15 protein-coding genes and 1 pseudogene are annotated in these 22,536 nt (G+C 38.9%); 7 read left to right on the top strand and 9 right to left on the bottom strand.

The genetic code is table 11. The features are described 5' to 3' along the window. Positions 1–112: 112 nt before the first annotated feature. Positions 113–2,938, top strand: coding sequence for a BspA family leucine-rich repeat surface protein (locus ACKWCA_RS11810; protein WP_413978401.1), 2,826 nt, complete (start codon positions 113–115; stop codon positions 2,936–2,938). A gap of 12 nt (positions 2,939–2,950) precedes the next feature. On the opposite strand, the gene ACKWCA_RS11805 is transcribed toward ACKWCA_RS11810, so the two are convergent. Next, the gene (locus tag ACKWCA_RS11805; protein ID WP_413978400.1) at positions 2,951–4,378 is read right to left on the bottom strand and encodes an Lcl domain-containing protein; all 1,428 of its coding nucleotides are present in this window, start codon (positions 4,376–4,378) and stop codon (positions 2,951–2,953) included. 365 nt (positions 4,379–4,743) lie between these two features. Here ACKWCA_RS11805 and ACKWCA_RS11800 point away from each other — a divergent pair, with 365 nt between their 5' ends. After that, positions 4,744–5,226: a hypothetical protein gene (locus ACKWCA_RS11800; protein ID WP_413978399.1), complete on the top strand. Its 483-nt coding sequence runs from the start codon at positions 4,744–4,746 to the stop codon at positions 5,224–5,226. A gap of 389 nt (positions 5,227–5,615) precedes the next feature. Here ACKWCA_RS11800 and ACKWCA_RS11795 read toward each other — a convergent pair whose 3' ends face one another. The 6 genes and pseudogenes from ACKWCA_RS11795 to ACKWCA_RS11770 form a co-directional block, all read right to left on the bottom strand. Then, entirely contained in the window at positions 5,616–6,254 is a 639-nt protein-coding gene (locus ACKWCA_RS11795) for a response regulator (protein WP_413978398.1), read from the bottom strand. Beyond that, positions 6,244–8,136: a tetratricopeptide repeat-containing sensor histidine kinase gene (locus ACKWCA_RS11790; RefSeq protein ID WP_413978397.1), complete on the bottom strand. Its 1,893-nt coding sequence runs from the start codon at positions 8,134–8,136 to the stop codon at positions 6,244–6,246. The genes ACKWCA_RS11795 and ACKWCA_RS11790 overlap by 11 nt, the downstream gene beginning before the upstream one ends. A 96-nt stretch (positions 8,137–8,232) precedes the next feature. Next, positions 8,233–9,069 (bottom strand): hypothetical protein, encoded by an 837-nt coding sequence (locus tag ACKWCA_RS11785; protein WP_413978396.1) that lies wholly within the window; start codon positions 9,067–9,069, stop codon positions 8,233–8,235. A 30-nt stretch (positions 9,070–9,099) separates the two neighbouring features. Continuing rightward, positions 9,100–11,070, bottom strand: a complete 1,971-nt coding sequence (locus ACKWCA_RS11780) for an FISUMP domain-containing protein (protein ID WP_413978395.1) — start codon at positions 11,068–11,070, stop codon at positions 9,100–9,102. A gap of 13 nt (positions 11,071–11,083) precedes the next feature. Continuing rightward, positions 11,084–12,682: a leucine-rich repeat domain-containing protein gene (locus ACKWCA_RS11775; RefSeq protein ID WP_413978394.1), complete on the bottom strand. Its 1,599-nt coding sequence runs from the start codon at positions 12,680–12,682 to the stop codon at positions 11,084–11,086. A 243-nt stretch (positions 12,683–12,925) separates the two neighbouring features. Next, positions 12,926–13,054 (bottom strand): annotated as a pseudogene (locus ACKWCA_RS11770) (magnesium chelatase subunit ChlI family protein); the annotation flags it as partial. 199 nt (positions 13,055–13,253) lie between these two features. Between ACKWCA_RS11770 and ACKWCA_RS11765 the strand changes: the two are divergent. Beyond that, a complete protein-coding gene (locus ACKWCA_RS11765; protein ID WP_413978393.1) occupies positions 13,254–15,701 on the top strand; it encodes a TonB-dependent receptor domain-containing protein in 2,448 nt (815 codons plus the stop codon). Here ACKWCA_RS11765 and ACKWCA_RS11760 read toward each other — a convergent pair. Together ACKWCA_RS11760 and ACKWCA_RS11755 are read right to left on the bottom strand one after the other, a co-directional pair. Then, entirely contained in the window at positions 15,698–15,949 is a 252-nt protein-coding gene (locus ACKWCA_RS11760) for a hypothetical protein (RefSeq protein ID WP_413978392.1), read from the bottom strand. The genes ACKWCA_RS11765 and ACKWCA_RS11760 overlap by 4 nt on opposite strands. Before the next feature lie 71 nt (positions 15,950–16,020). Continuing rightward, on the bottom strand, positions 16,021–17,424 hold the full coding sequence (locus ACKWCA_RS11755; RefSeq protein WP_413978391.1) for an amidohydrolase family protein: 1,404 nt from the start codon (positions 17,422–17,424) through the stop codon (positions 16,021–16,023). 60 nt (positions 17,425–17,484) lie between these two features. On the opposite strand from ACKWCA_RS11755, the gene ACKWCA_RS11750 reads away from it, so the two are divergent. The 4 genes from ACKWCA_RS11750 (at position 17,485) to ACKWCA_RS11735 (ending at position 22,304) form a co-directional block, all read left to right on the top strand. Then, positions 17,485–18,087, top strand: a complete 603-nt coding sequence (locus tag ACKWCA_RS11750) for a TetR/AcrR family transcriptional regulator (RefSeq protein ID WP_413978390.1) — start codon at positions 17,485–17,487, stop codon at positions 18,085–18,087. Positions 18,088–18,448: 361 nt separating this feature from the next. Beyond that, the gene (locus ACKWCA_RS11745) at positions 18,449–19,231 is read left to right on the top strand and encodes a response regulator transcription factor (protein ID WP_413978389.1); all 783 of its coding nucleotides are present in this window, start codon (positions 18,449–18,451) and stop codon (positions 19,229–19,231) included. 180 nt (positions 19,232–19,411) lie between these two features. After that, positions 19,412–20,632, top strand: a complete 1,221-nt coding sequence (locus ACKWCA_RS11740) for a serine hydrolase domain-containing protein (RefSeq protein WP_413978388.1) — start codon at positions 19,412–19,414, stop codon at positions 20,630–20,632. Between the two features lie 22 nt (positions 20,633–20,654). Further along, a complete protein-coding gene (locus tag ACKWCA_RS11735; RefSeq protein WP_413978387.1) occupies positions 20,655–22,304 on the top strand; it encodes a serine hydrolase domain-containing protein in 1,650 nt (549 codons plus the stop codon). Positions 22,305–22,536 lie beyond the last annotated feature (232 nt).

The raw sequence follows: 22,536 nt of genomic DNA, 5'->3' as shown, positions 1-22,536 counted from the left end.
TGTCGATTTATAAGGGGTAGCCGTCTATAAATTCTTTCGTCCAAATTCAAAACAGGTATATTTATTTCTTTATATTCAAGTAGGATATTTTATACAACGACTGAACCCCTTTATGAAGAAATTAATACCCTTAGCACTATTAATCATAGCTTTCTTCTATTGGGGCTGCGAGAAAGAAGAAACTCCAAAATATACATTGGAAGTAAGTTCCACACCAAGCGAAGGTGGAAGTGTGAGCCCGCAATCAGGAGAATTCACCGGAGGTGAAAAGATTTCCTTGACTGCGACACCAAAAGAAGGATATAGCTTCAAGCAGTGGAACGGTGGGATGTCAAGCGATGCGAATCCCTTGGAAATCGTGCTCAGTGGGGACTTCAAGATTACCGCCGAATTTGAATTGGACGATTTGGACGGTGATGGAGTAATCGGTGATGCGGATCATTGTCCCGATACGCCAGCGGGAGCAACGGTAGATGAAAGTGGCTGTTCCCCTAGTGAAAAGGATACCGACGGTGATGGGGTAACCGATGATGTGGACCAATGTGCCGACACTCCTGAAGGTGCCGAAGTTGACGAGTTCGGTTGTGGTCCTTCACAAATAGATGGGGATGAGGACGGTGTGCCGAACGATGTGGATCAATGTGCCCATACCCCTCTCGGGGAAACCGTTGATTCAGATGGTTGTTCCTCCAGCCAAAAAGATTCGGATGGTGACGGGGTAACCGACGATGTAGACCAATGTGCCGATACTCCTGAAGGTGCCGAAGTTGATGAATTTGGCTGTGACGATTCGCAGGTCGATGGCGATGAAGACGGTATTGCCAATGATCAAGATGAATGTCCGAATACCCCAGCCGGAGAAACGGTTGACGAAAATGGCTGTTCTGCCAGTCAAAAAGATTCGGATCAAGACGGGGTAACCGACGATAAAGATCTCTGCCCTGATTCTCCACAAGATGAGGAGGTAGACGCTCAAGGCTGCACGGGAAGTCAACTTGATAAGGAACCTCCGATCATTACGGAAGTGAATGTCGATGAAATAAGTCAGACCTCTTTTAGGGTATCTTGGAAACTTGACGAAGGCAGTAAAGGGTATATCCGATTTGGAACGAGCCCTGGAGTATATGTAGGTGCTACAGCTATCGCCAACAACCTACTAACCCTTCACATTCAGACCGTTGGAAACAACAACCCCTTTCCCTTAACCGAAAACACCACTTATTATTGGCAAATTTACACGGAAGACCAGTATGGAAATACTTCGTTTTCGGAAGAATATGAGACTAGCACTAAGTCTCAACCACAAGAACGTCCATTTATATTTACCCATTCTTGGCTCTACTGGGAATCTGAGTCCTATGAGGTTACTATACCTACCGATCCTGCCTACACCTATGATTATATGGTTGATTGGGGTGATGGACACATTGACACCCACGTAAATGGTGATATTACCCATGAGTATGCTGCTACTGAGCGTATCTACGTGTATCCCATTAAGATATATGGTCAGTTCCCAAAAATCGCCTTTGGTTTGCAAGATTACTATACCTTCCTTCACGACCACAGAACAGAGGTTCTACAATGGGGAGATATAAAATGGTCATCTATGGAATCCTCCTTTGCAGCTGAAGGTGTACGCGTATCGGCAAAAGACGTCCCCGATCTCAGTCAATGTACCAGTCTTCGTAATATGTTTGCAAATGCAAACCTTTATATGGATGCATCCATTAAGGACTGGGACATCAGTACCATAACCGATTTGTTAGGAATGTTTTGGGGTACCGGATTCAATATGGACATCTCCTCTTGGGATGTAAGCAACGTGACAAATATGGCTAGATTGTTCTCTGGGGGTGAACACAATAGTGGCCTGGATGGAGGGTTCAACTGGGGTGAATTCAATCAGGATATCTCTAATTGGGATGTTAGCAATGTTGAGAATATGGCCTATATGTTTGATTCCTGTGACTTCAATCAAGATATCTCTTTTTGGGATATCAGTAATGTTCGCAATATGGAAGGTATGTTTCAAGCTAGTGCATTTAACCAAGATATTTCTAATTGGGATGTCTCCAATGTGCAAAATATGGCCTACATGTTCCGAAATTTTGGTTACCAAGGACCATCTATGAGCACGGATACTTTTAATCAGAACATCGCGACATGGGATGTGAGCAACGTTAAAAATATGATTGGAATGTTCGAGGAAAGTCGATTTAACCAAAGTATTTCATCTTGGAATACGAGTAACGTGACCAATATGGGTCGAATGTTCGCCGGAAGTGATTTCAATCAAGATATTTCCTCATGGGATACCAGTAATGTGTTGGATATGTCCTATATGTTCGCTAGTACTGCCTTCACTCAAAACATCGCCAATTGGGATGTTAGCAACGTTAGGTTTATGAATGGGATGTTCAGTGGTAGAGCTGAGTATAGCCGAAAAGGTAATCTTTTCAATCAAGATCTATCCACTTGGAATGTCGCCAATGTTGAAAGTATGAGGGGAATGTTTTCCTATAGTAATTTTAACCAAGAAATTTCCTCATGGAATACGGGCAACGTACGTGATATGAGCGAAATGTTCGAGGAAAGCATTTTTAATCAGGATATTTCCTCTTGGGAGACGGCCAACGTACAGAATATGGACAGAATGTTCGCTCAAAGCATTTTCAATCAGGATATTTCTTCTTGGAACGTGGGCAAAGTCACGAATTTCTTTAGAATGTTTAGTGGAACTAAATTCAATCAAGACATTTCCTATTGGGACGTTAGCAGTGCTACAGAAATGCAGTCTATGTTTAGCGGTGCAATCAAGTTCAACCAAGACTTATCCGTTTGGAACGTTGCTAAGGTAACCAATTGTAGGTACTTCAGTATCAATACAGGGTCGTGGGTATTACCAAAACCAAATTTCACAAATTGTAGTCCCTAATTTGAAAAGCCTCTATTTCCGCTCGAAATCACGTACGGCCCGAACCAAAAATTGTCGATGTGTTCCCCGGCTATTGTAATGATAAGAAGCGTTGCCATCAGTAAACCGAACTAACTTCGCCTGGTTTTCATCATAGGGCGTTGCGCTCCAATACAGGTCGTCCGCAAAATGCCCATCGTTATCCGCTCCTTTTCCAAGGACGTCGTACATGCTTTTCAATTCATCGTGTGTCGGTAAGCGCCAGCCCTCCCCCAATTCTTCGTGAATTTTTAGGGCATCGGTCCATATCATGGGTCCCAAATCGTTCCGGTGGGCAACTCTACCCGTTTTTCCGTTAGTGTCGATTTCAAAAATGAGTCCATCGCCATAAGAATCACCAATAGTCAAGGTCAATTCCGCAGCTGCCGCATTCGAGCTTGAAGCCTCTGGTTGCTCTGCTACGGATACTTCACTTGTTGAAGCGGGTACTGCCTCTTTTGGACTAGAAGCATCCGTTGCGCTTGTTCCATTCTTAGTTTCCGGTAGTAGCTCTCCTTCGGAGTTCTTACCGAATTGCGAAAGCACGATACTTCCTAAAATGATGAGTACTGTTGCGGCTATTCCAAGAAGTATCCGTTTTCTATTGATTGTATTTTTAGGTGGGGTTTCATCATTCTGATACGGGGGAAGATCCTCGGTTACGCTATCGTTAGGAGATCTTTCCTCCTCGTGCTGATACGTGGTTCGTGCAACTTCCTCCACATCCTCGATTGCCGTCGGCACGACTTCCTCCGTTACTTCCGGTAGCACTTCCTCCGTCTTCTCTTCGACCTCTTCACCTTCCGCGGAATCCTGGGTTTTGGACTTGGTTGCAGTTTCGGCCTTCGGCGCTACAGTATCGTTCGCCTTATCCACAGTAGTATCTTTCAGAGGCATATCCTCGGGAATCGCAGCGGCATCCACTTTGGACGCTAGACGCTCAGAATACGCAATCGTAGAAGCAATTTTTCTTCTGATATAATCCGCACTTACATCCAAGGCCTTTTTGGGCGAACTCCAACTTCGCAAGGGTTTTCCCGCTTCGGGCAATACCTGTAGTTGTTTGAAACTGAAGGTGTACTCGTCGGAACTGAAATCAATGTCCCATGGACAGTCATCGATGAGGATTGGAATGAGCAAAGCATCATTGTTCCTGTAACGATCTACGACCTGCTTAAACTCCAATTGCTGTATAAAGCTCGAATACATGAAGGTATTACTAATGAGAAAGATATAAACATCCGCCTCTTCAATACGCGATACGATTTGAGGATACCAGCTTTTATCGGGGTAAATGGGATCATCGTACCAAAATGAAACTCCTGCTTCTTTTTTCAAAGGGTAAAGCTGATCCAATACTTGTAAGAGCAGTGTGCTGTCCTCTTTTGTGTAAATGAAGAAAATATTCTTTGTCCCGCTCATTTCTAAAATCATTTCGTAGGCCACCTAAAAAACTTTAGGCGGCGATGAAGCCGGGGGGACTTTATCTCCTTAATTCTGAACACTCTAAGATATAAAATAATCTGATCTGCGAAAATATTGTAACTAAATAATTTTCAAGCCATTATGGGTTAATTAGTACTGCTTTGGTTGTAGTCTCTCCATTTCTTGTGACGGTATCGTTGCACGTTTCCCCGATGTCAAGTCCACACAACGAATAATTTACTATCTTACCCTATAGTATCTTAAAAACAACTAGCATGATCAACACCAGCTCTTTGTGTTATCGTAGGTTAGTTCCCCTCCATAAACGTTCGGTATCTTTCGTTCTACTTACTATGGCCATCATGGCAACCCCGATACATGCACAACAAACTGACATCGATCCGATCCACAAGAGCACGAGCCTGATGCTGCAATTTTTTGGACCTGAAGCATTGGGTATTCATGTCAATCATAATACCACTAAAAGAATCGCAATGAATTTTGGTCTGGGTGTGGGCTTGGATGCACATATTGGTCTTAATGGATATCTGACGGACAGAAGCCAAAAACGTTTTGCATGGTACGGGGGACTACAAGTCTACTTGATCAGAGAGGTCGTGTTCAGCGTAGGGGACATTTTCGGTAGCATGGGTTCTTCAGGGTCGAGCAACAAGGAATCTCAAATTGGGGTATACATTCCCTTAGGCTTTGAGTACATCGCGACAAAAGGTTTCACCCTTCAACTAGATGTTGGCCCGAATCTTATTGGCGAAGATTGGGGCCAGACCAATACGGCCACTATCATGGGGTCTTTTAAGATCGGGTATACGTTCCGGGCGAAGTAACACTAGCTCAAAACAAGATTTCGTTTCAGCTCTAATGCGCAGGTTTTGAATGAAATGGACAACCACCCCTCTCCATACAGGTCCCTATACTGAACCACCTCGGCAATAGAGTTGTTGCCATTGACTTTTTATACTTCTTCTAAATCCGCTACAGTACGCGCAATTTTAGCTATAAAATTTAATTATAAGTAGATATCATTATATTCTAAAAAAGAAGTCTACCATTTAATTTGTGTAATACTACTCAAAGCTGAAACAAAATTTAGTGTAATCTCAACAAAATGTATTGCTCAACCCATGCAAGGAGCCTTCTGAAGAGTTCGTTCCCTGAAACGTTTCGCAAGTCTAAGGTTAAGTGTTGATTTGAATTTTCCGGTTATTATGCCATATTAGTTTAACAGCCCATAATTAATAGCTTTTTTAACAATCCCCACACTATTTCTAGCACCCAATTTACTCATAAGATTCATTCTGTGGGTTTCAACTGTTTTTACACTGATGAAGAGCTTTTCTGAGATTTCTTGCGTAGTAAGTTCTTCTGCTATGGCTTCTAAAATTTCTTGTTCCCTTCGGGTCAGTTTTGGTATGAATGTACTCTTTCCTTGTTTACCTAACGCCCGATTCAATAATTTTTTTTCGATTTTTTTTTGAAGGTACTGCTCGCCTTTCAAGACCGTTTTTAAAGCATCTATCATTTCCTCTTTTTGGGTGTTTTTGAGCAAATAACCTCTGGCCCCGTGATGTAGCATTCTTTTTACAAAAGAAATTTCTTCAAAATTGGTCAATGCCAATATTTTAAGTTCAGGATGTTTCCTATGCAGTATTTTACAAAGTTCCATCCCATCCATATCAGGTAGGTTGATATCTAAAAGAAGAATGTCCGGTTTGTCCGTCTTAATTTGTTTTAACGTCTTTTCGGCGGTGTCGTAGGTTCCAACAACCTTTATCTCAGGCGTGTCAGTGAGCATGGCCTCAATACCATTAAGTACCAGAACATGATCATCGGTTATGGCTAGTTTAGTTGTCATTTAATTTGGTTGTATCTACTTCAATGGTAAAGGACGTCCCTTTTTTGTTGCTTACCAAGTCTTGTGCAGCTTTCAAATACTCGATTCTTGATGCTATATTTTTTAATCCGATGCCCTTGTTTTCACTTGTCGTCGGATCAAAACCTTTGCCATTGTCCTCGACGGTAATCTGTAAATTATTTTCGTGACAACTTATCTGTACAGTAATTTGCTTTGCCTTCGCATGTTTAATACTATTGCTGACAAGCTCTTGTACAATCCTATAGATATTGATTTCATTATTTTTTGACAGCTGTGGATGCTCTCCGATATGTTGAAAGTCGATTTTTGGTTCGTGTACTTCGTTCATAGTACCACAGTAGTCTTCCAGGGCTTCTACCAGATTAAACCTCTCAAGTGACGGTGGCACTAGGTTATGGGAGATCGCCCGTACTTGCTCACTTGACTTGTCGATCATGGTGACTACTTCGTTGACAACTGCCGTATTATGTTCTAGCATGGATGTCAATTTGTACTTAATGGCCGAGAGATCACCATTTACGCCATCATGTAATTCTTTTGCGATACGGAATCGCTCTTTCTCTTCACCTTCCATTAAAGATTCCAAAGTCTTCACTTGTTGTTCCCTTTTTAATGTCAAGATTTCTTGGTTTTTTCGTTTTTGTCGCTGTTGGTATAGAAACCAGCCCATGAGGGAACTGATTAAAAGAATAATAGTAATCCCGGTCATGATACTATATTGGGTCTGTTTTTTTTGAAGCTCGACTTGTTTCTTCTCTATAGCTAGCTTTTGCTCAGCGATTTCTTTGTCTTTTCTTTCGGTTTCGTACTGAATGTTCAATGAATTTATAGTGTTCCTTTGCCCTTCGTTGATTAAGGAGTCGTAATATTTGAAATAGATTTCTGTGTTGTGTAAAGCCGCTTTGTAACTCTTTTTCGATTTAAATATGTCTGACAATAAGCTATAGGCATTCATTAATACATCCTTATTGTTTATTCCAAAATCAATGGCGCGCCGAGCATTTTGTTCCGCTGAATCCAAACGGTTTAAGAATAATTGACATTTTGCTATCAGTATATGGCACATGGCCATATAATTCGGGTCGTTTATTTTTTTTTCGATTTCCAATGCCTTCTGTGCCAATTCTAGGGCTTTCGGATAATTTTTCGATTCAAGAAAATACTGTGACTCCCCGTATTCGATAAGAAAAGATAGATGTGGATTGGCATTTTTAGAAAGGTATTGTTTGGCTTTTGTCAACACGGAAATGATACTATCTTTTTTCTTTTCTCTTAAAAAAAGACTGGATAGGTTGTAATAGTTATAAACCAATTGAGTGGAATCACTTAATTTCTTGGCTATTTCAATGGATTTGTAATAATAGTTTTTTGCTTCTTCAAAACGATGTATTTTCTCGAAAATGGTCGCGAGATTTCCATAGGCCACTAAAGTGCTACTAGGTTCTTTTATGCTATCATAAATATGCAAAGCTTTTAAGTAGTAGGTGACCGTTTTGGTATAATCTGCTTTTAGGCTGTGTACATTACCGATGTTGACATTGACATCGGCAACAACTTTTAAGTTCTTGTTCTTGATGAAATAAAATTTCGATTTTTCATAATAATAAATAGCTGAATCATACTTGCCCATATCGCTATAGACAATGCCTTTGTATTGATTTGACTTTCCGGCAAAAAAGTCAAGTTTTGCTTTCTTGGCAAGTTCATAAGCATTGTTATACGTGATAATCGCACTATCAGGGTTGTTTTGCTCATATTCGTAACCAAGATCCAATAGGTTTTTAATGGTAATGGAATCGTTCTGCGAAAACCCAGAAAACGGGGTGATATAAAAGAGTAGTGCTGTTAGTACTATTTTCAAAACTTGTGGTTTTCTTTAGTCAAGATACGCTTTAAATTTAAAGCACCGATTTGGGCGCTCTGGCCTTTGGTAATGCAATGCCTTTAATGTGCGGACTTAGCGACAAAAATTTGAATCTTGAACATAATATCTTGAATTATCCAAAAAAGTATTGCCTTCTTCGTTTGTTGATAGGTCGTACTCAACAATAGTTCCATCGGTGAAAGCGAGCTCCAAAACGGATGTATCCCCAACGCTGTATATGGTATAGGTGCCTGAGTCATTCTCATTGCTCCCAGCAGAACCGAATCCGTAACTTTCGTCAAAGGCAATGTGCGAATTCCCATAATAGGCAAAGCCGCCATCACTGCATAAATCAATGGTGCGCTTTTCGGACCCATCACCTCGGGTCAACCCAAAATAAAGTTGCTTGCCCATGAGTTTTTGTTTCCAAAAAGAGGTTGCATTACTATCTTCCGCTTGCGAGAACTCAACGGAACTTGCCAATTTGTTCGCTTCTTTTCTATGCGCTTGTGAATAGGCGGTGGTTTCGGTCAAGATCAAAATGTTCATGCCTTTCCCCAAGCCATTGATTAACCCAATTGCATAGGCCTTTACTTGTTGCCCATTGAAGGTTCCGGAATACGTGCCTTCCACACGATTTTTTTTTATCAAAAACGCATTATCGGCAGTAAGTTGCACCCCCTCTTCAAAAACCCCTTGCTCAGCTTGTTGCTTAAGGTCCTTAGCACTGCTATTCGTATTTGACGATAGTATCATTAAACCCGGTATACTCTGATGCCCAAGGACGATATAATCACCATCTACTTGTCCGCGCCAACCTTCTGGAATATCAAAGCTTAACCCAAGTTCTTGTAGCTCAACATGTTGTGATATTTGGGCCTGTACTTTTATAGCTAGCAATATAAAAAGTGGAAATATTATATTCTTCATAGTCTGCTGGTATTGGATTTTAAATCAAACTCAGTCCTTAATTAATCGTACTGGAAAGTAGGCGTGCTCTACTGGAATTAATAAACCGGTGTTGGGTGGAATACCATATTCTACCGCTTCATATTGAACACCGGAGAAACCAGTTTGTCCGAATTTAAGTATTCGAAAAAATTCATGAACATCATCTTCGAGGTCTGAGGTAAGTCGATCATTTCTTGTTGATGTCCAAAAAGTTGCCAAATCGCCAAATTTCCAGTATGCACACTCAAATGGGTAAGTGTTAGCATATGGGATAACATAACCAACCGGTAATGCTGAAAATCCACTACTATTTGTGCCCGACGCACCATCGAAATTCCATAAATTGGAATCGGCCTTCAACTTTGATGCTGCCTCGTTAGGACCGCCAAGAAAGTCCACTAGCGCCACATATTCTTCCCGAGATGGTAGATGCCAACCATCGGGAATGGCGATATCTAATTGCTCTAAATTATATAGACGTCCATAAGTCCCGCAATTTTCGTTGGAACCTTTGCATCCAATGACTTGTTCTTCTTCCGGACATAAAGACCCCTCTATTTCATAATTTAGGTTCTCAGCCAACCAAGTTTGATTTCCTATGGTCACAGCACAGTATTTCTTTCCATCTCGTTGGTCAGTAAATGAATTTTGTTGATCACAGCCATCACATTCTGTTACTTCATCCCCTTGAACTTGATAGCAAACATCCATTTTACCATTATCGGCCACCAATTGTGCAATACCGACCAATATATTGCCGCCATTGCCTATTTTGCCGACCAAGTCTAAGAATTTCAACAGTGACGCGAATTTTTTGAGGTAATCCGTCAATTGGCCTCCGCTACCTAAGCAGTTGACCAGCGTTTGGGTTTGGTTAAAAAATGTATACAACACGTCATATAGTAGTCCTAATTTTTCTTGTTGGGTGGTCGCATCACCAAAAGACCCGAAGGTTTGTGCATGCTGTTTAAAATCGGCGATAATGGGTTGAACGCAATCGCCCAATGGTAATACTTCAAGAATCAAATCTGTACCCCAATTAATATAATTACTTAAAAGCGCTACTTGATTTTCTGTAGAGATATCCGCTAATTTGCCCGTTCTTATTCTGATGTCATATTGGCCGTCTTCATCGAACGTATATTTGTATTCCACTGGTTGTAGATTTCCTGGTAATGCTGTACCACCATATGCACTCGCGAAGGCTCCTATTGCACCACCAATGGTTGTAGGTAAAAACGTAATGCGTTCAGAGGTAATACGTTTGACTTTTACATCGTCTTTATAAATACCAATTTCGGTATCATAGGTTTTACCCAAGTTTACAAAGGTGATTTCATTGTTGGTGAGACGAATATCTACCGGGTCATAAGAATAATTCAGTTTTCTGGTTTTACTCGCTTGAGGGAATAGGGTTTGATTGTAAAAAACGGATATCGCAGTCGCTAATTCCTCGCTTGAAACATCTAAGAGATTCAAGTTTTCGTTTAGGTTTTTTTCAATGGCCGTCTCTAAATTAGAGAAATCGGGATTACTCAAAAACCTAGCGATGAGTTCCAATTTGACTTCTTTGGTCATCAACAAAGAGAATGGCAAATTCATAAGTATGGCCAAAGCAGTTGATTTCGTGTCGATTGTAAAATCAGTTTGCCCAGGGTAGCTAAAACCCATTAACAGTACATCGCCATTGCCATCACTTACCAATTGAGTGAGGAATTGATCTTCTTGAGTGGCAATTTCATAGGTGCCATCAGATACGGTAGCTTTATCAATTGGTGATACGATGGTCAGATTGTTAACGTCAATAACACTTTCTGTGGGTATTACTATTGTGCCCGTGATTGTACTTTGAGTGGTTGTAGGCGACGGAGTTTCCGCTATAGGGTCGTCACTTTTCGCCATGGGTTCATCTTTTTGGCAACCTAAAAGGGCTGCAAAAAAGAGTACAATGATTACTGTTCTATTGAGTGTTGTTTTCATATTTTTTTATCGATTATATTTTTGATGAAGAACTTGTACAAAATACTTCTGGATCCACTTGAAGATCAGTGCCATGTAGCGGCTGTAATTGACATACAGCAAATGGGATAATTGTTAGCTGGTTATCTAGCAAATTCAAAGTGACTAAATTGGTCAGGTTGCCTATTTCACTAGGGATTTCGGTCAATTGATTGTTGTTTAAACTCAAATAATTTAAATTGGTGAGGTTGCCGATTTCAGGAGGTATTTTAGTAAGTTGGTTATTGCTTAGATCCAAATTTGTAAGGTCGGATAGATTTCCAATTTCTGGAGGTATTTCGATAAGGTCATTCCTTGCTAAACCTAAAAAGACCAAAGAAGTGAGATTTCCAATTTCAGGAGGAAGTTGAACGGACTCTAATCCATTTAGGCTTAAACTAACCAAAGATGATAGGTTTCCAATTTCAGGAGGAAGTTGAGTCAACGGGTTGTTGGTCAGTTCTAAACTGACCAATTTGCTGAGGTTCCCAATTTCAAGGGGTATTTGGGTAAGTTGATTGTTGCCAAGTGCTAAATGTTCTAAATTAACAAGAGTTCCTATTTGAGTGGTGAGGGTACTTAAATTGCCTTTACTAAGGGAGAGTACTTTTAATTCATTGAGATTCCCAATTTCCTCAGGAAGTTTACTAATTTCGGTTTGTACCAGATTTAAATACGTTAAATTGATTAGACTCCCAACTTCTTTGGGTATATACTTCAAAGGAGTTCTGGCAATAGCTAATAAGGTTAAATGGTCTAATAATCCGACTTTAGGAGATAAATATTCAATGTTTTTATCGGATAGATTTAGACCGGTCACATGGCCATCTATATCAATAGTTACGCCTTGCCAATTGCCAATATCTGTACTTTCAATATCCCATCCTAAGGTATTACCGGGACTCTCATTATAAATGGCAATGAGTACGGCTCTTTGAGATAGTGTTGCCCTAACTTCGTATTCTGTAGTAGAACCGTCTTGCGCAGTAATTTTATACGTAACGGTTTCTTCAAAATTTTGTAACCCTTGCGGACTGATAGAGGCATCATTTGAGGTTTGTATGGTGGGCAATAGGGCAGAAATATCTGCTCCATCCGGCACGTTGAATGTGATACGTTTATTCTCCTCGTCTATTTCCGCAATGATATTTATGTCAAAAGGATTTTCCGATAGTAAAAATTGAAAGCTTAAAATTGCTTTTTCTGTATTTGGGGCGGTGGTTATAGTTGCAGTGTAGGTGCTTTTTGTATTGTCTTCCGCTGTAATGGTATAGATCACGGGGCTACTAAAATCTTGTGCTCCTGTTGGTGTTATGTTTGCCTTGTCAGAAACAGTAGTAGTAGGTGTAAAAGAAGTGAGGTCTGCACCGTAGGGTACAAGGGCACTAATAGTTTTATTGGCCTCATCAATGCTGGCGGTTATTTTCTCAGACAACCCATTATTGTTAGAGGTGTTAAATTCAAAACCGGTTATTTGTTTTGCGCTACTTTTTAGATTTACCTCAGGCAGAACATCTAGGCTATCATCATTCTTACTACAGCTTGCGAAAATCAATATCCCTAAAAGGCATATTAGTTTTATGGTCGTTTTCATAATTAGACTATTATAGAATTACAACCGCAAGCTAGTATGAAGAGGTAAAAATAAGTTCAGGGCATACGCTGAACTTTAAAAATTCAGGGTATACCCTGATAGAAGAAGTGTGTCTCTATGTATGAAGATTTGAATAGGCCAAAGGTGAGTTCCATTTAAGAAACCTTGCTTGAAAATATGAAAAAGATCAGCATATCTATTAGCTTAATGGGGTGAATAAAATTATTTTAAATCTTAATAAGTTCAGCCCAACCATCCCTCTCGATCTAGGGAACGATATTGAATGGCTTCACTGATATGAGATTCGTTAATTTCTGTTTCATTTGCTAAGTCGGCGATGCTTCTTGCTACCTTCAAAATACGGTCGTAGGCCCACCCGTTTTTTCAAATCTATGTCATGGAAGGTGATGTGCGGTACATTTTAATTGACGACGGGTATTTCTGGGTTGTTTTTATCGATGGGATGTCTGGAAATAGAGGGAATTCCCCTTTCATAAATTAAATGCTCCCCCTGGTCAAGCTCTTTTTTAAAACTGTGGTAATTGACGCTACTTGCAGCCAAAACACTGCAATGAGATCTAAACTTCTATGTATTTTATGTTTCATGGGGTATGCAACTAGCCTATCGGCACAGGTTTCAGGTACGGTCTTAGACGAAGATGGAAAACCCATAGCCTATGCAAACGCTACCCTTCACACTGTACCCGACGACGCATTACACTCTGGAACAATTACTGATGAAAATGGGAATTTTGAAATTGAACTTTCCGAGGAAGGAATGTACATCCTTCGTATCAGCCTACTATCCTACCAAACCTGGGCCTCTGAACCCTTTACCATCTCGTCTATATCAGCACGAAAATCCTTCCCTTCCATTACTATGCGTGAAGATATTACGCAGTTGGATGGCGTTGCCGTAATCGGGCAGCGGAAATTGATACAGCGCACCCAAGAAGGGAGCGTCATCAATGTTCAGGAAAGTATATTAACAAAGGGGAGTAACGCGTTACAGGTTTTGGAACGGTCTCCCGGGGTGATTTTGGATCGCCGTAACAATGGTTTTTCCCTCAATGGCAAGAGTGGCACCTTAATCATGATCAACGGTAAAGTACAACGGATTCCTGTTGCCGATTTAATATCACTGCTGAATGGAATGAGTGCCGATAACATTCAAAAAATCGAATTATTGACCAACCCCTCTGCACGTTACGATGTGGATGGAAACGCAGGTATTATTAATATTGTACTGGCCAAAAACGAAGCTTTAGGTTTAAAGGGCGCCCTTGGCCTCAGTGGTGGGTATGGGGAAGGACCTAAACAAACGAGTAATTTTTCCTTAAACTATGGTGGGGAGCGTAGTTTTGCATTTGGAGCGTATACTTTTTCCTATGATGATTCCTCAAGTGGATGGAAAGGCGAAGGCGTGACGGACCTTCCCGTTCTAGGAGGTAATACCGATATCATTTTTACCAGCAATACCCGGCAAATAAATCGGAACCATAACATCAACTTGGGGTATGAATACCGCATATCGGAAGCTGCCTTAGTGGGTGCCAGTATTCTTTACAACAAGTCGAAACCTTTGGTTTTTACCCAAAACAGGGTGTTGTATGACTTCGTCATCGACCCCTATCTCGATGCGCGCATCAATTTAAATGGGGATGGAACAAGAAAAAACACCACGGCCTCTGCCTACTTCGAACAAAAAGGGAAGGACACGGAAAACCAAAGCACTTTTTCGGTAACGACCGATTATGTGCACTACAATAGCCAAACCCCAAATTTTGTACGCAGCACCTATTTTGACGAAAACGGGAATTTCTATCAGCCAGATAGTGAGATTTATAATCGAGGTAACCGTGGATCAAATGAAACCGATATCAAGGTAGGGGTCTTGAAAATGGATTATAAGAAGGAACTCAACGAAAGCCTCGTTTTAGAAGGAGGCTTGAAAGGTTCCTATTCCCGAACAGGAAATGATGCCCGTATCGAAATACAAGAGGGCGATGACTTTGTTTTGGACGAACGTTTTATCAGTAGGATCGGCACAACCGAGAAAATTACAGCACTTTATGCGATGGTCGATCATACTACCAGCGAAAAGTTAAAAACACAGGTAGGTCTCCGTTATGAAAATTGGTCACAAGATTTTGGCGATGCCACGTTGAACCGAAGTTTTGGCAAGCTTTTCCCATCGGTATTTCTTGAGTATTCCCTTTCAGATACCACGGCATTGAATTTGGCCTATACCAAAAGAATTACAAGACCCGATTATAGCGATTTGGCCTCTTTTTTGAGTTATAACGGACCAACATCGGTATTCAGCGGTAATCCACAATTGTTGCCGGCCATTTCGGATAACCTTACCCTCACCTATTCTAACAGATCATTCAGTGTGTCTTTGATCGCATCGGAAGAGAAAAATCCTTTCGCCCGTTTTCAGATCACCAAAAATCCTCAAAGTACCGTTGCGGTCATCGCTCCCGTCAATTTGGACTACCAGCGCAGTATGGATATGCAAACGAACATTCCTATTCGCATCAACAACTGGTGGAATATCAACCTGAATGGCACTTTCGGAATCCGGGAATTCAAATTGTTGCATACCACTGAAAAACTAACCCACGATTACCTGCATTATAATTTCAGCGGAAGTCAGACCATGATGCTACCAAAAGACTTCTCCTTAGAGCTTTCGGGTTGGTATACTTCTAAGCATTTTAACGGGAGTACCCAAGTCGACGGTTTTGGTATGCTTAATGCTGGACTCAAGAAAACCTTTAAGAATGGCAGTAGCCTCCAGTTCTCGGTTACGGATATTTTTGAAAGTTTCGATATCCGTTCACAAGTGGGCTCTTTAACACGGGAGGCATTTGGTGACGAATTTGAGGTCAACTACAGCTCTGAATCGGGCAGGTCAAGCATATACAATCTAAGTTTCACGTATCCCTTTGGTAACAGAAAAGTAAGTGAAACCAATGGCAGAACCGGGGCGGCCACTGAAAAGTCAAGGCTTTAAATATTATTTGCCTCTCCATCGTCAGTAATACTCCCCTTTCCTGTTTTAATTTTCAAAATTGTTTCTTTTCGCCAAGTTGTAAGATGAGAGATTATTTCAGCTATACTGTGAAGATTTGGTTTTGGTCTAACAAAAGCCGAATCCTGCGTAATAAGAGCGAGTTTTTTGTTAAAATTCGGACCCATCCAATTTTTACCTTCTTGCACATCGCGAAGCTGAACGATTCTATTATCAATTAAGAGTTTCATAGAGGTATTTGTAAAGTGTTTTTTAGACTTTCTTATGTATTGGAATGAAAAAAGTTAAAAATGGTGAGTATTTATTTTTCAACTTTTACGATAATATTCCCATTCTGTAAAATTGTTTCGGGAGATTTGATCAGCTCTAAATTTTCCAATGGATTTCCATTTATGAGCAAAAGATCTGCTTTTTTCCCTACTTCGACGGTTCCAAAATCGGGATTATCCAAAAAGAGTTTTGAAGGTAAATGAGTAGCACCTGAGAGGATTTCAAAATTACTAAGTCCATAGGCTTTTAAAGCATCAATTTCTTGTAGATAAGTACTTCCCGCATAGGTGCCAGGTAGAGAACTGTCCGTTCCCAATATAAATTGAACATTTCTTTCCTTTAGCAATGTGAAGTTATCGAACAAGAACTGGCTTTTATCGGTAACGTCATCAAAAAAAGCTTTCATGGTTTTTTGGCTTTCGACATCTAACCCTTTTGCTCCCGTTACCGGGTCAAGTATAATTTTGGGAACTAATAAAGTATCAATGCCTTCCGGATAATACTCGCCTTTATTAATATTGTTCACGTTCTGAAACGCGGCCAAAGTATATATTATTGGCACTTTTGAACTTGCGATAATATCCGCCTGCCCGGGAGTCAGCTTACCCCTCCAAACACCATGAGCAAGAATATCGGCACCAGCATTTACGGCATCAACGGCGTTCTGTGGACTGCCGATATGTACAAAGACTTTATAACCCTTGCCGTGGGCCTGATCAATCAAAGCTTGTAATACATCGTAGCTCATTACAGGAGAATCAGGAGGAATCCGATCATATATGATTTTGACATAATCCACATTTTCCTCTAAGTACTCTTGAATGACTTTTTCCGCATCGTCGGCCTTTTCAATCGTAGGGGCAAGCATATTTATAAAAGATCTTAAAGGCCAACCCAGAATTTCCTTTGTTAAAGGAATTGGATGGCCGTTTTTCACCGTTATCGGTATATGGCTATGATATATTGTAGGTCCCAATAGTTCACCTTTACCAACTTCTTGTGATAGTTTCTCTATATCCGATGCCATACCTCCCAAATCAAAGACCGTCGTAATTCCGGAGTGGAGATAGGCTTTTAGATTATAGGTTTCATCAGCACTCACGTTCTCCCAAGGGACAGCACCGCTTCCTGACAAATGTACGTGGGCGTCAATTAACCCGGGCATCAGTGTTTTGCCATTTCCATCAATAATATGGTAGGTCTGATCATTTTTGGTTTTGGAATGTTCGGTAATACGTTCTATGAACCCGTTTTCAACGAGAACATCTTTATTTAGAACTAGGGAGCTATCCTTTCCATTGAATATGTGAACATTTTTAATGAGAATCGGGAGCGCACTTTTATTTTCTTTTACGAGTTGCTTAGTATAATAATTACTACAACCCGCTGTGAAAGTTAAAAAAACTATGGACAGAATACATTTGGAAATTTTCATGATTAGTTCATTTAGGCTAATTTTACAAAGCAAATATAATTAATTAGCTCAAATGAACTAATGACTACGAAACAAAAGATTTTAAACAAGGCATTGGACCTTTTCAATTCAAACGGGGTAGAGAAGGTCACCACTAGACACATAGCCAAATCCATTGACATGAGCCAGGGTAATCTACACTATCATTATCCTACAAAAGATATGGTGCTTAAAGCTTTGTTCGCTCAATTCCTTTCCGAGGTTCAAGGTGCTGAAAGACTCACGGATAAAGGATTTGACAAGGAAGAGGTAATAGGTTCGATGAAAGACAATTTCAAGATCATGTTTACATACCGTTTCTTCTTTAAGGATAATGAAGTAGTTTGGCGTAGGCTCCCTGAGATCAAAAAAACTACTTTGGATTTGTTCAATTTAAAGAAAACCCAGATTTTACAAATTATTAAGCTTTACAAAAATCAAGGTATATTCAGGGAACAGATTAGTGAAAATCAGATTTTGTTTTTAGCAGAACAGTTTATATTTTCCATTACATCATGGCTGAGCGCCAAAGAATATTTGGATCAAGAATCTGATATTTCAGAATACTATGCGCGATTTACATTTAGGATTTGGATTCCTTATTTAAAGGATGATGAAATGAGAAAATGGGAAGAGATTTTATGATTTCTTAAGACGTCTGAACATCCAATAGTCAAGTGTCCAGTTTTATGAAAACTTTAATTGAACAAGAAGTGAATACTGTTTTGATCTCAAAAACTTTTGAAAAATGAAGGTTTCTTAAATAGCGAACGTTTATTGTTACTTGACTTATTCCTTTGCTTAGTTCTTTTAATTGGCCGTTAAAAAGAATATATAAAAACTATTGATTGACTTAGGATTTTATCTGTTCATGCGAGTAAGCTTTATTAGTGACTCACCTCTTAAAATTTGGATTAGTACTTTTGAACTCTCCTTATCCTTGTGTTATGGCATCGATAGGGAGTTTTTAATGATTTATTATTAAATTGTGGGTAAAAATTAGGCGTTGGCTAGTAAAGATGATTTCTTTTCTTTCAAAAATACGGTAAACAAAGTCTCGGACGAGACGGTGCTGCAAAACTTAGACTATCTAGAAACGGTAAAAACCTTCGCTAGAATTACAAATAAAAGTATCTACATAGTCGATTATCAATCTAAGGGGTTTGATTATGTTTCTGAAAACCCACTTTTTCTTTGTGGACATTCTTCAGAAGATGTTCAAAAAATGGGATATGATTTTTACTTTAAACATGTTCCAGAAAATGACTTAAAACTATTACTTACTATAAATACAGTAGGCTTTGATTTTTATGAAAGTATTGAACTTTCCGAACGTAAAAAACATATCATTTCCTATGACTTTCATTTAAAACAGAGTGATGAAAGGTCTATCTTAATCAATCAAAAACTAACTCCCTTATTTCTAACTGAAGATGGTAAAATTTGGAAAGCACTCTGTGTAGTCTCCCTTTCCTCAGCAAGTAGCGCCGGTAATATTAGAATTTATAAAGAAGGAGAGAATAAAATGTTCTCATTTAATTTAAAAGATTCTTGCTGGACATCATCCGAAAAAGTGACACTCACCAATAGGGAAAAAGAAATTGTACAATACTCTATAAAGAACGCCACCATCAAAGAAATTGCCGAGGCTCTTTTTGTTTCACAAGACACCATCAAATTCCATAGAAAAAAACTTTTTGAAAAATTAGAGGTTTCCAATATCTCGGAGGCTGTTTCTTATGTTATTAGCGACCGTATTGATTTGACTTTAAAGACTCAAACTCCCTGACATATAAAACTACCCTTAGGTGTAGTACTATTATTTCTTCTCATCGCTTTCTTTGTGGTATTAAATTACAACGCGCATTATTGTTGGAGTTTATTCATCAATCCAATCACTTATGTCGTACAAATCGGCTGTATGATTAATTTTTTGTAGAACCCTTTCTCAACCAAAACACAATCAACTATGCAAAATCTTATTCTTTTCATCCTTCTTATTTTGTCTTCCTATCTCCTGAGCTCACAAGAGGACAAAATAGACAATTCATCTAGAACTTTAATTGAAAAATTAAATAGGGCAAACAACAAGAATCTAATTAGAGGGTTTTCAGTAGCCGTGGTTAATGATATGGAAACTCTTTTTGAAAAAGGCTTTGGTTTTGCAGATGTAGATAGTGCAAAACAATATACCTCAAAGACTACGCAGCCCGTAGCTTCCATATCTAAGGTGTTAATAGGGCTTTCGTTGATAAAGGCAGAAGAAATGAATCTTCTTAGCTTAGAAGAGCCAGTAAACAAATACTTAAGTTTTAAAGTAATCAATCCAAATTATCCCAATGACGAAATTTTGATTAGGCATCTAGCCTATCATACATCATCTATCATTGATAAAGACGAAATTTACAATAGCCAGTTCTTTTTAGAGGATGAGATAGAACTACAAGACAACGAAGCAGAAGACTACTATGATTTTTTCAAAAAGGCAAGTGAAAAAAAATCGTTGAAAGTGTATCTTGAAAACGCCTTTTCTAGTAGTGTTGATGATGCACTTCCTTTTGCAAATAGCAAACCCGGTGAGATTAGGGAATACTCAAATATAGGTTCGGATTTATGTGCTTTAATCATACAAAACGCATCGAAAAAAGACTTTAGGTATTTTACGGTTGAACATATTTTGAACCCTTTGAAAATGAATAACTCAAGTTGGCGACCAGAAAATATACAAAGCAAAAACCGTTCTAGGTTATTTGTGACAAATGACACGATGATTCCTAATTATGTTCAAGGTTCCTATCCAAATGGCTCGTTTAGGTCATCAAGCCATGACTTGGGGATATTGCTTTCTGAACTTATTAGAGGCTATAATGGAAAAGGTAAAGTCTTATCTAAAGAAGGCTATAAAAGATTTTATCAAAAAGAAAAGCATGATGAGGAGTTTTATGGTTGTTTTATTGAATATAATAACAAGTGGATTCGTATAACCGATGATATGATCGGTCATGATGGAAGTGACCCCGGTGTATTCACAGGTATGTTTTTCAATCCAAAAAGGAATACCGGTAAAATACTCATTTCAAATACCGACACCGATTACATAGGTGAAAACAAAATTTATGAAGAAATCACAATGATTTGGAAATCGCTAATAGATTATGAAATCAAGTTAGCTAAAACCACAAATAAGTAAAATCAAATACAATAATCAAAGTATGCATAAATTAAGCCCACCATACCTCTTTTTAATAGTGGTATTTTCATGCAACCTATCTATTTCACAAGACATTGAATCTAAAGTAGATGCATCATATGAGGTAAAACAGAACGAACCAGGGTTTTCAATCGCCGTATTTAAAAAAGATGATGTCATTTTAGAAAAGCAATATGGTATTGCAAACATGGGTTACGGAATACCAGTGACAAAAGAAACTATTTTCGATATCGGCTCCATTGGAAAACAATTTACAGCGGCAGCCATACTTTTATTGGAAGAAGAAGGAAAATTATCAATTAAAGAACCTGTAAACAAGTACATAGAAAACTTCCCTAATTATCCAAAAGGCACACCAACAATAGAGCACCTCTTAAATCAAACTAGTGGCATAAAAGAGGTAGACCCTTATTTAGGAGTATTGGACCTTCATGCTCATGATTATATAAGTCAATCGCAACTTATAAACATCACGACCAAGGTAAATGAGCTACTATTTGAACCGGGAGAATATTTCTATTATGCAAATATCAATTACATATTATTGGCGGTTATAATTGAGAAGGTTTCGGGGAATTCTTATAACAATTATCTCAATGAAAATATATTTCAACCGTTGGGAATGACCCGGACCATAGTAGATAATAAAACTTACCAAATAATAGAAAACCGAGCTATTGGTTATGGGAATGATGAAGATGAATTTTATAAATCTCACCGTCATTCTTTAATGTTTGCCGGAGACGGGCAAATATTGACCAACCCAACAGATATATTCAAATGGCATCAGGGGTTTAAGAACGCAACTATAGGCACATCTGGTTTATGGAAAAAAATGCACACAAAAGCCAAACTGAATAACGGAACAAGTATCAATTTTGGTCTAGGGGTGGAATTCGAAACTCATAACGGTTACCAAGCCATGGGTTTTGACGGTATGATCATAAGCGGTTTTGTTTCTAAATATCTATATTTTCCTGAGTTGGACATTGCTTTTTTCACCACACAAAATACATTCGACTGGGATTTTAAAGAACGATTTTTTAAGCTTGTAGACCTTTATGTTCCCAAAAAATCAATACATAATAAAAGAAACAAGTTTAAGGAAGTTAAACTTTCAAATAATGAATTAAAAAAATATGAAGGGGATTACTTGTTTTATTACAACGATGATGATCGGAAAGCAAATTCAGTACGCCTGAAGAACGATCAGCTCTTGGTTCTTTCTCTCGATGGAGATGAAATCGCAAAGTTGATTCCGATTGGAGGGCATAAATTTTTGTTCGGTGAGGAAGCAAGTGCTATTCTTGAATTTAAGATTGATGGAAACTTTAAGCAATATTTCTATGACGACCTTCAAAATAAAAAACCATGGCTTTTCAAAGAGTATAATCCACATGAACATTCGGAAAAAGAGCTAAGAGAATATGAAGGGTCATATTTCAATAACGACTTTCAAATTAGCAAGCGACTTAAGTTTGAGAACGGTAAGCTTTATTACTATTATAGAAACGGTGCTTGGAAAGAAGAAATGTTATCGCTTTCGAAAGACCTTTTGGAAATACCCATTAGCCCTATTGAATTCGTCAGAAATGAAAAAAATCAAATCATTGGGTTTGATTTAATGGGTGTGTTCTTTCAGAGACAGTAATCGTAATAATGAATAAAAAATAGATATTGCGTTTATTCTAGTTCAACTTATTTAAGTTTGATAAAACCAACGTTTCTTGGTACTTGACTTATTCCTTTGCTTAGTTCTTTTAATTGGCCGTTTAATAGAACGCCAGTCTTTCTTCTCGATTATTGTTGTTATTACTTGTAACCTTGGTTCTTTTTATAAGTCTTTACTGTGAATGATAACGGTATTAACAACTATGAACACA

The organism is Maribacter corallii, assembly GCF_047345415.1.
Classification (GTDB): domain Bacteria; phylum Bacteroidota; class Bacteroidia; order Flavobacteriales; family Flavobacteriaceae; genus Maribacter_C.
Note: the sequence above shows the minus strand (reverse complement) of the source record. Positions and strands in the feature narration are given on the sequence as shown.

Bases quoted from the DNA above. Each gene is read 5' to 3' on its own strand.
- ACKWCA_RS11775 (WP_413978394.1), bottom strand. From the start codon at position 12,682: ATGAAAACGACCATAAAACTAATATGCCTTTTAGGGATATTGATTTTC.
- ACKWCA_RS11755 (WP_413978391.1), bottom strand. From the start codon at position 17,424: ATGAAAATTTCCAAATGTATTCTGTCCATAGTTTTTTTAACTTTCACA.
- ACKWCA_RS11735 (WP_413978387.1), top strand. From the start codon at position 20,655: ATGCATAAATTAAGCCCACCATACCTCTTTTTAATAGTGGTATTTTCA.
- ACKWCA_RS11765 (WP_413978393.1), top strand. From the start codon at position 13,254: ATGAGATCTAAACTTCTATGTATTTTATGTTTCATGGGGTATGCAACT.
- ACKWCA_RS11785 (WP_413978396.1), bottom strand. From the start codon at position 9,069: ATGAAGAATATAATATTTCCACTTTTTATATTGCTAGCTATAAAAGTA.
- ACKWCA_RS11795 (WP_413978398.1), bottom strand. From the start codon at position 6,254: ATGACAACTAAACTAGCCATAACCGATGATCATGTTCTGGTACTTAAT.
- ACKWCA_RS11760 (WP_413978392.1), bottom strand. From the start codon at position 15,949: ATGAAACTCTTAATTGATAATAGAATCGTTCAGCTTCGCGATGTGCAA.
- ACKWCA_RS11750 (WP_413978390.1), top strand. From the start codon at position 17,485: ATGACTACGAAACAAAAGATTTTAAACAAGGCATTGGACCTTTTCAAT.
- ACKWCA_RS11800 (WP_413978399.1), top strand. From the start codon at position 4,744: ATGGCAACCCCGATACATGCACAACAAACTGACATCGATCCGATCCAC.
- ACKWCA_RS11780 (WP_413978395.1), bottom strand. From the start codon at position 11,070: ATGAAAACAACACTCAATAGAACAGTAATCATTGTACTCTTTTTTGCA.
- ACKWCA_RS11805 (WP_413978400.1), bottom strand. From the start codon at position 4,378: ATGAGCGGGACAAAGAATATTTTCTTCATTTACACAAAAGAGGACAGC.
- ACKWCA_RS11740 (WP_413978388.1), top strand. From the start codon at position 19,412: ATGCAAAATCTTATTCTTTTCATCCTTCTTATTTTGTCTTCCTATCTC.
- ACKWCA_RS11810 (WP_413978401.1), top strand. From the start codon at position 113: ATGAAGAAATTAATACCCTTAGCACTATTAATCATAGCTTTCTTCTAT.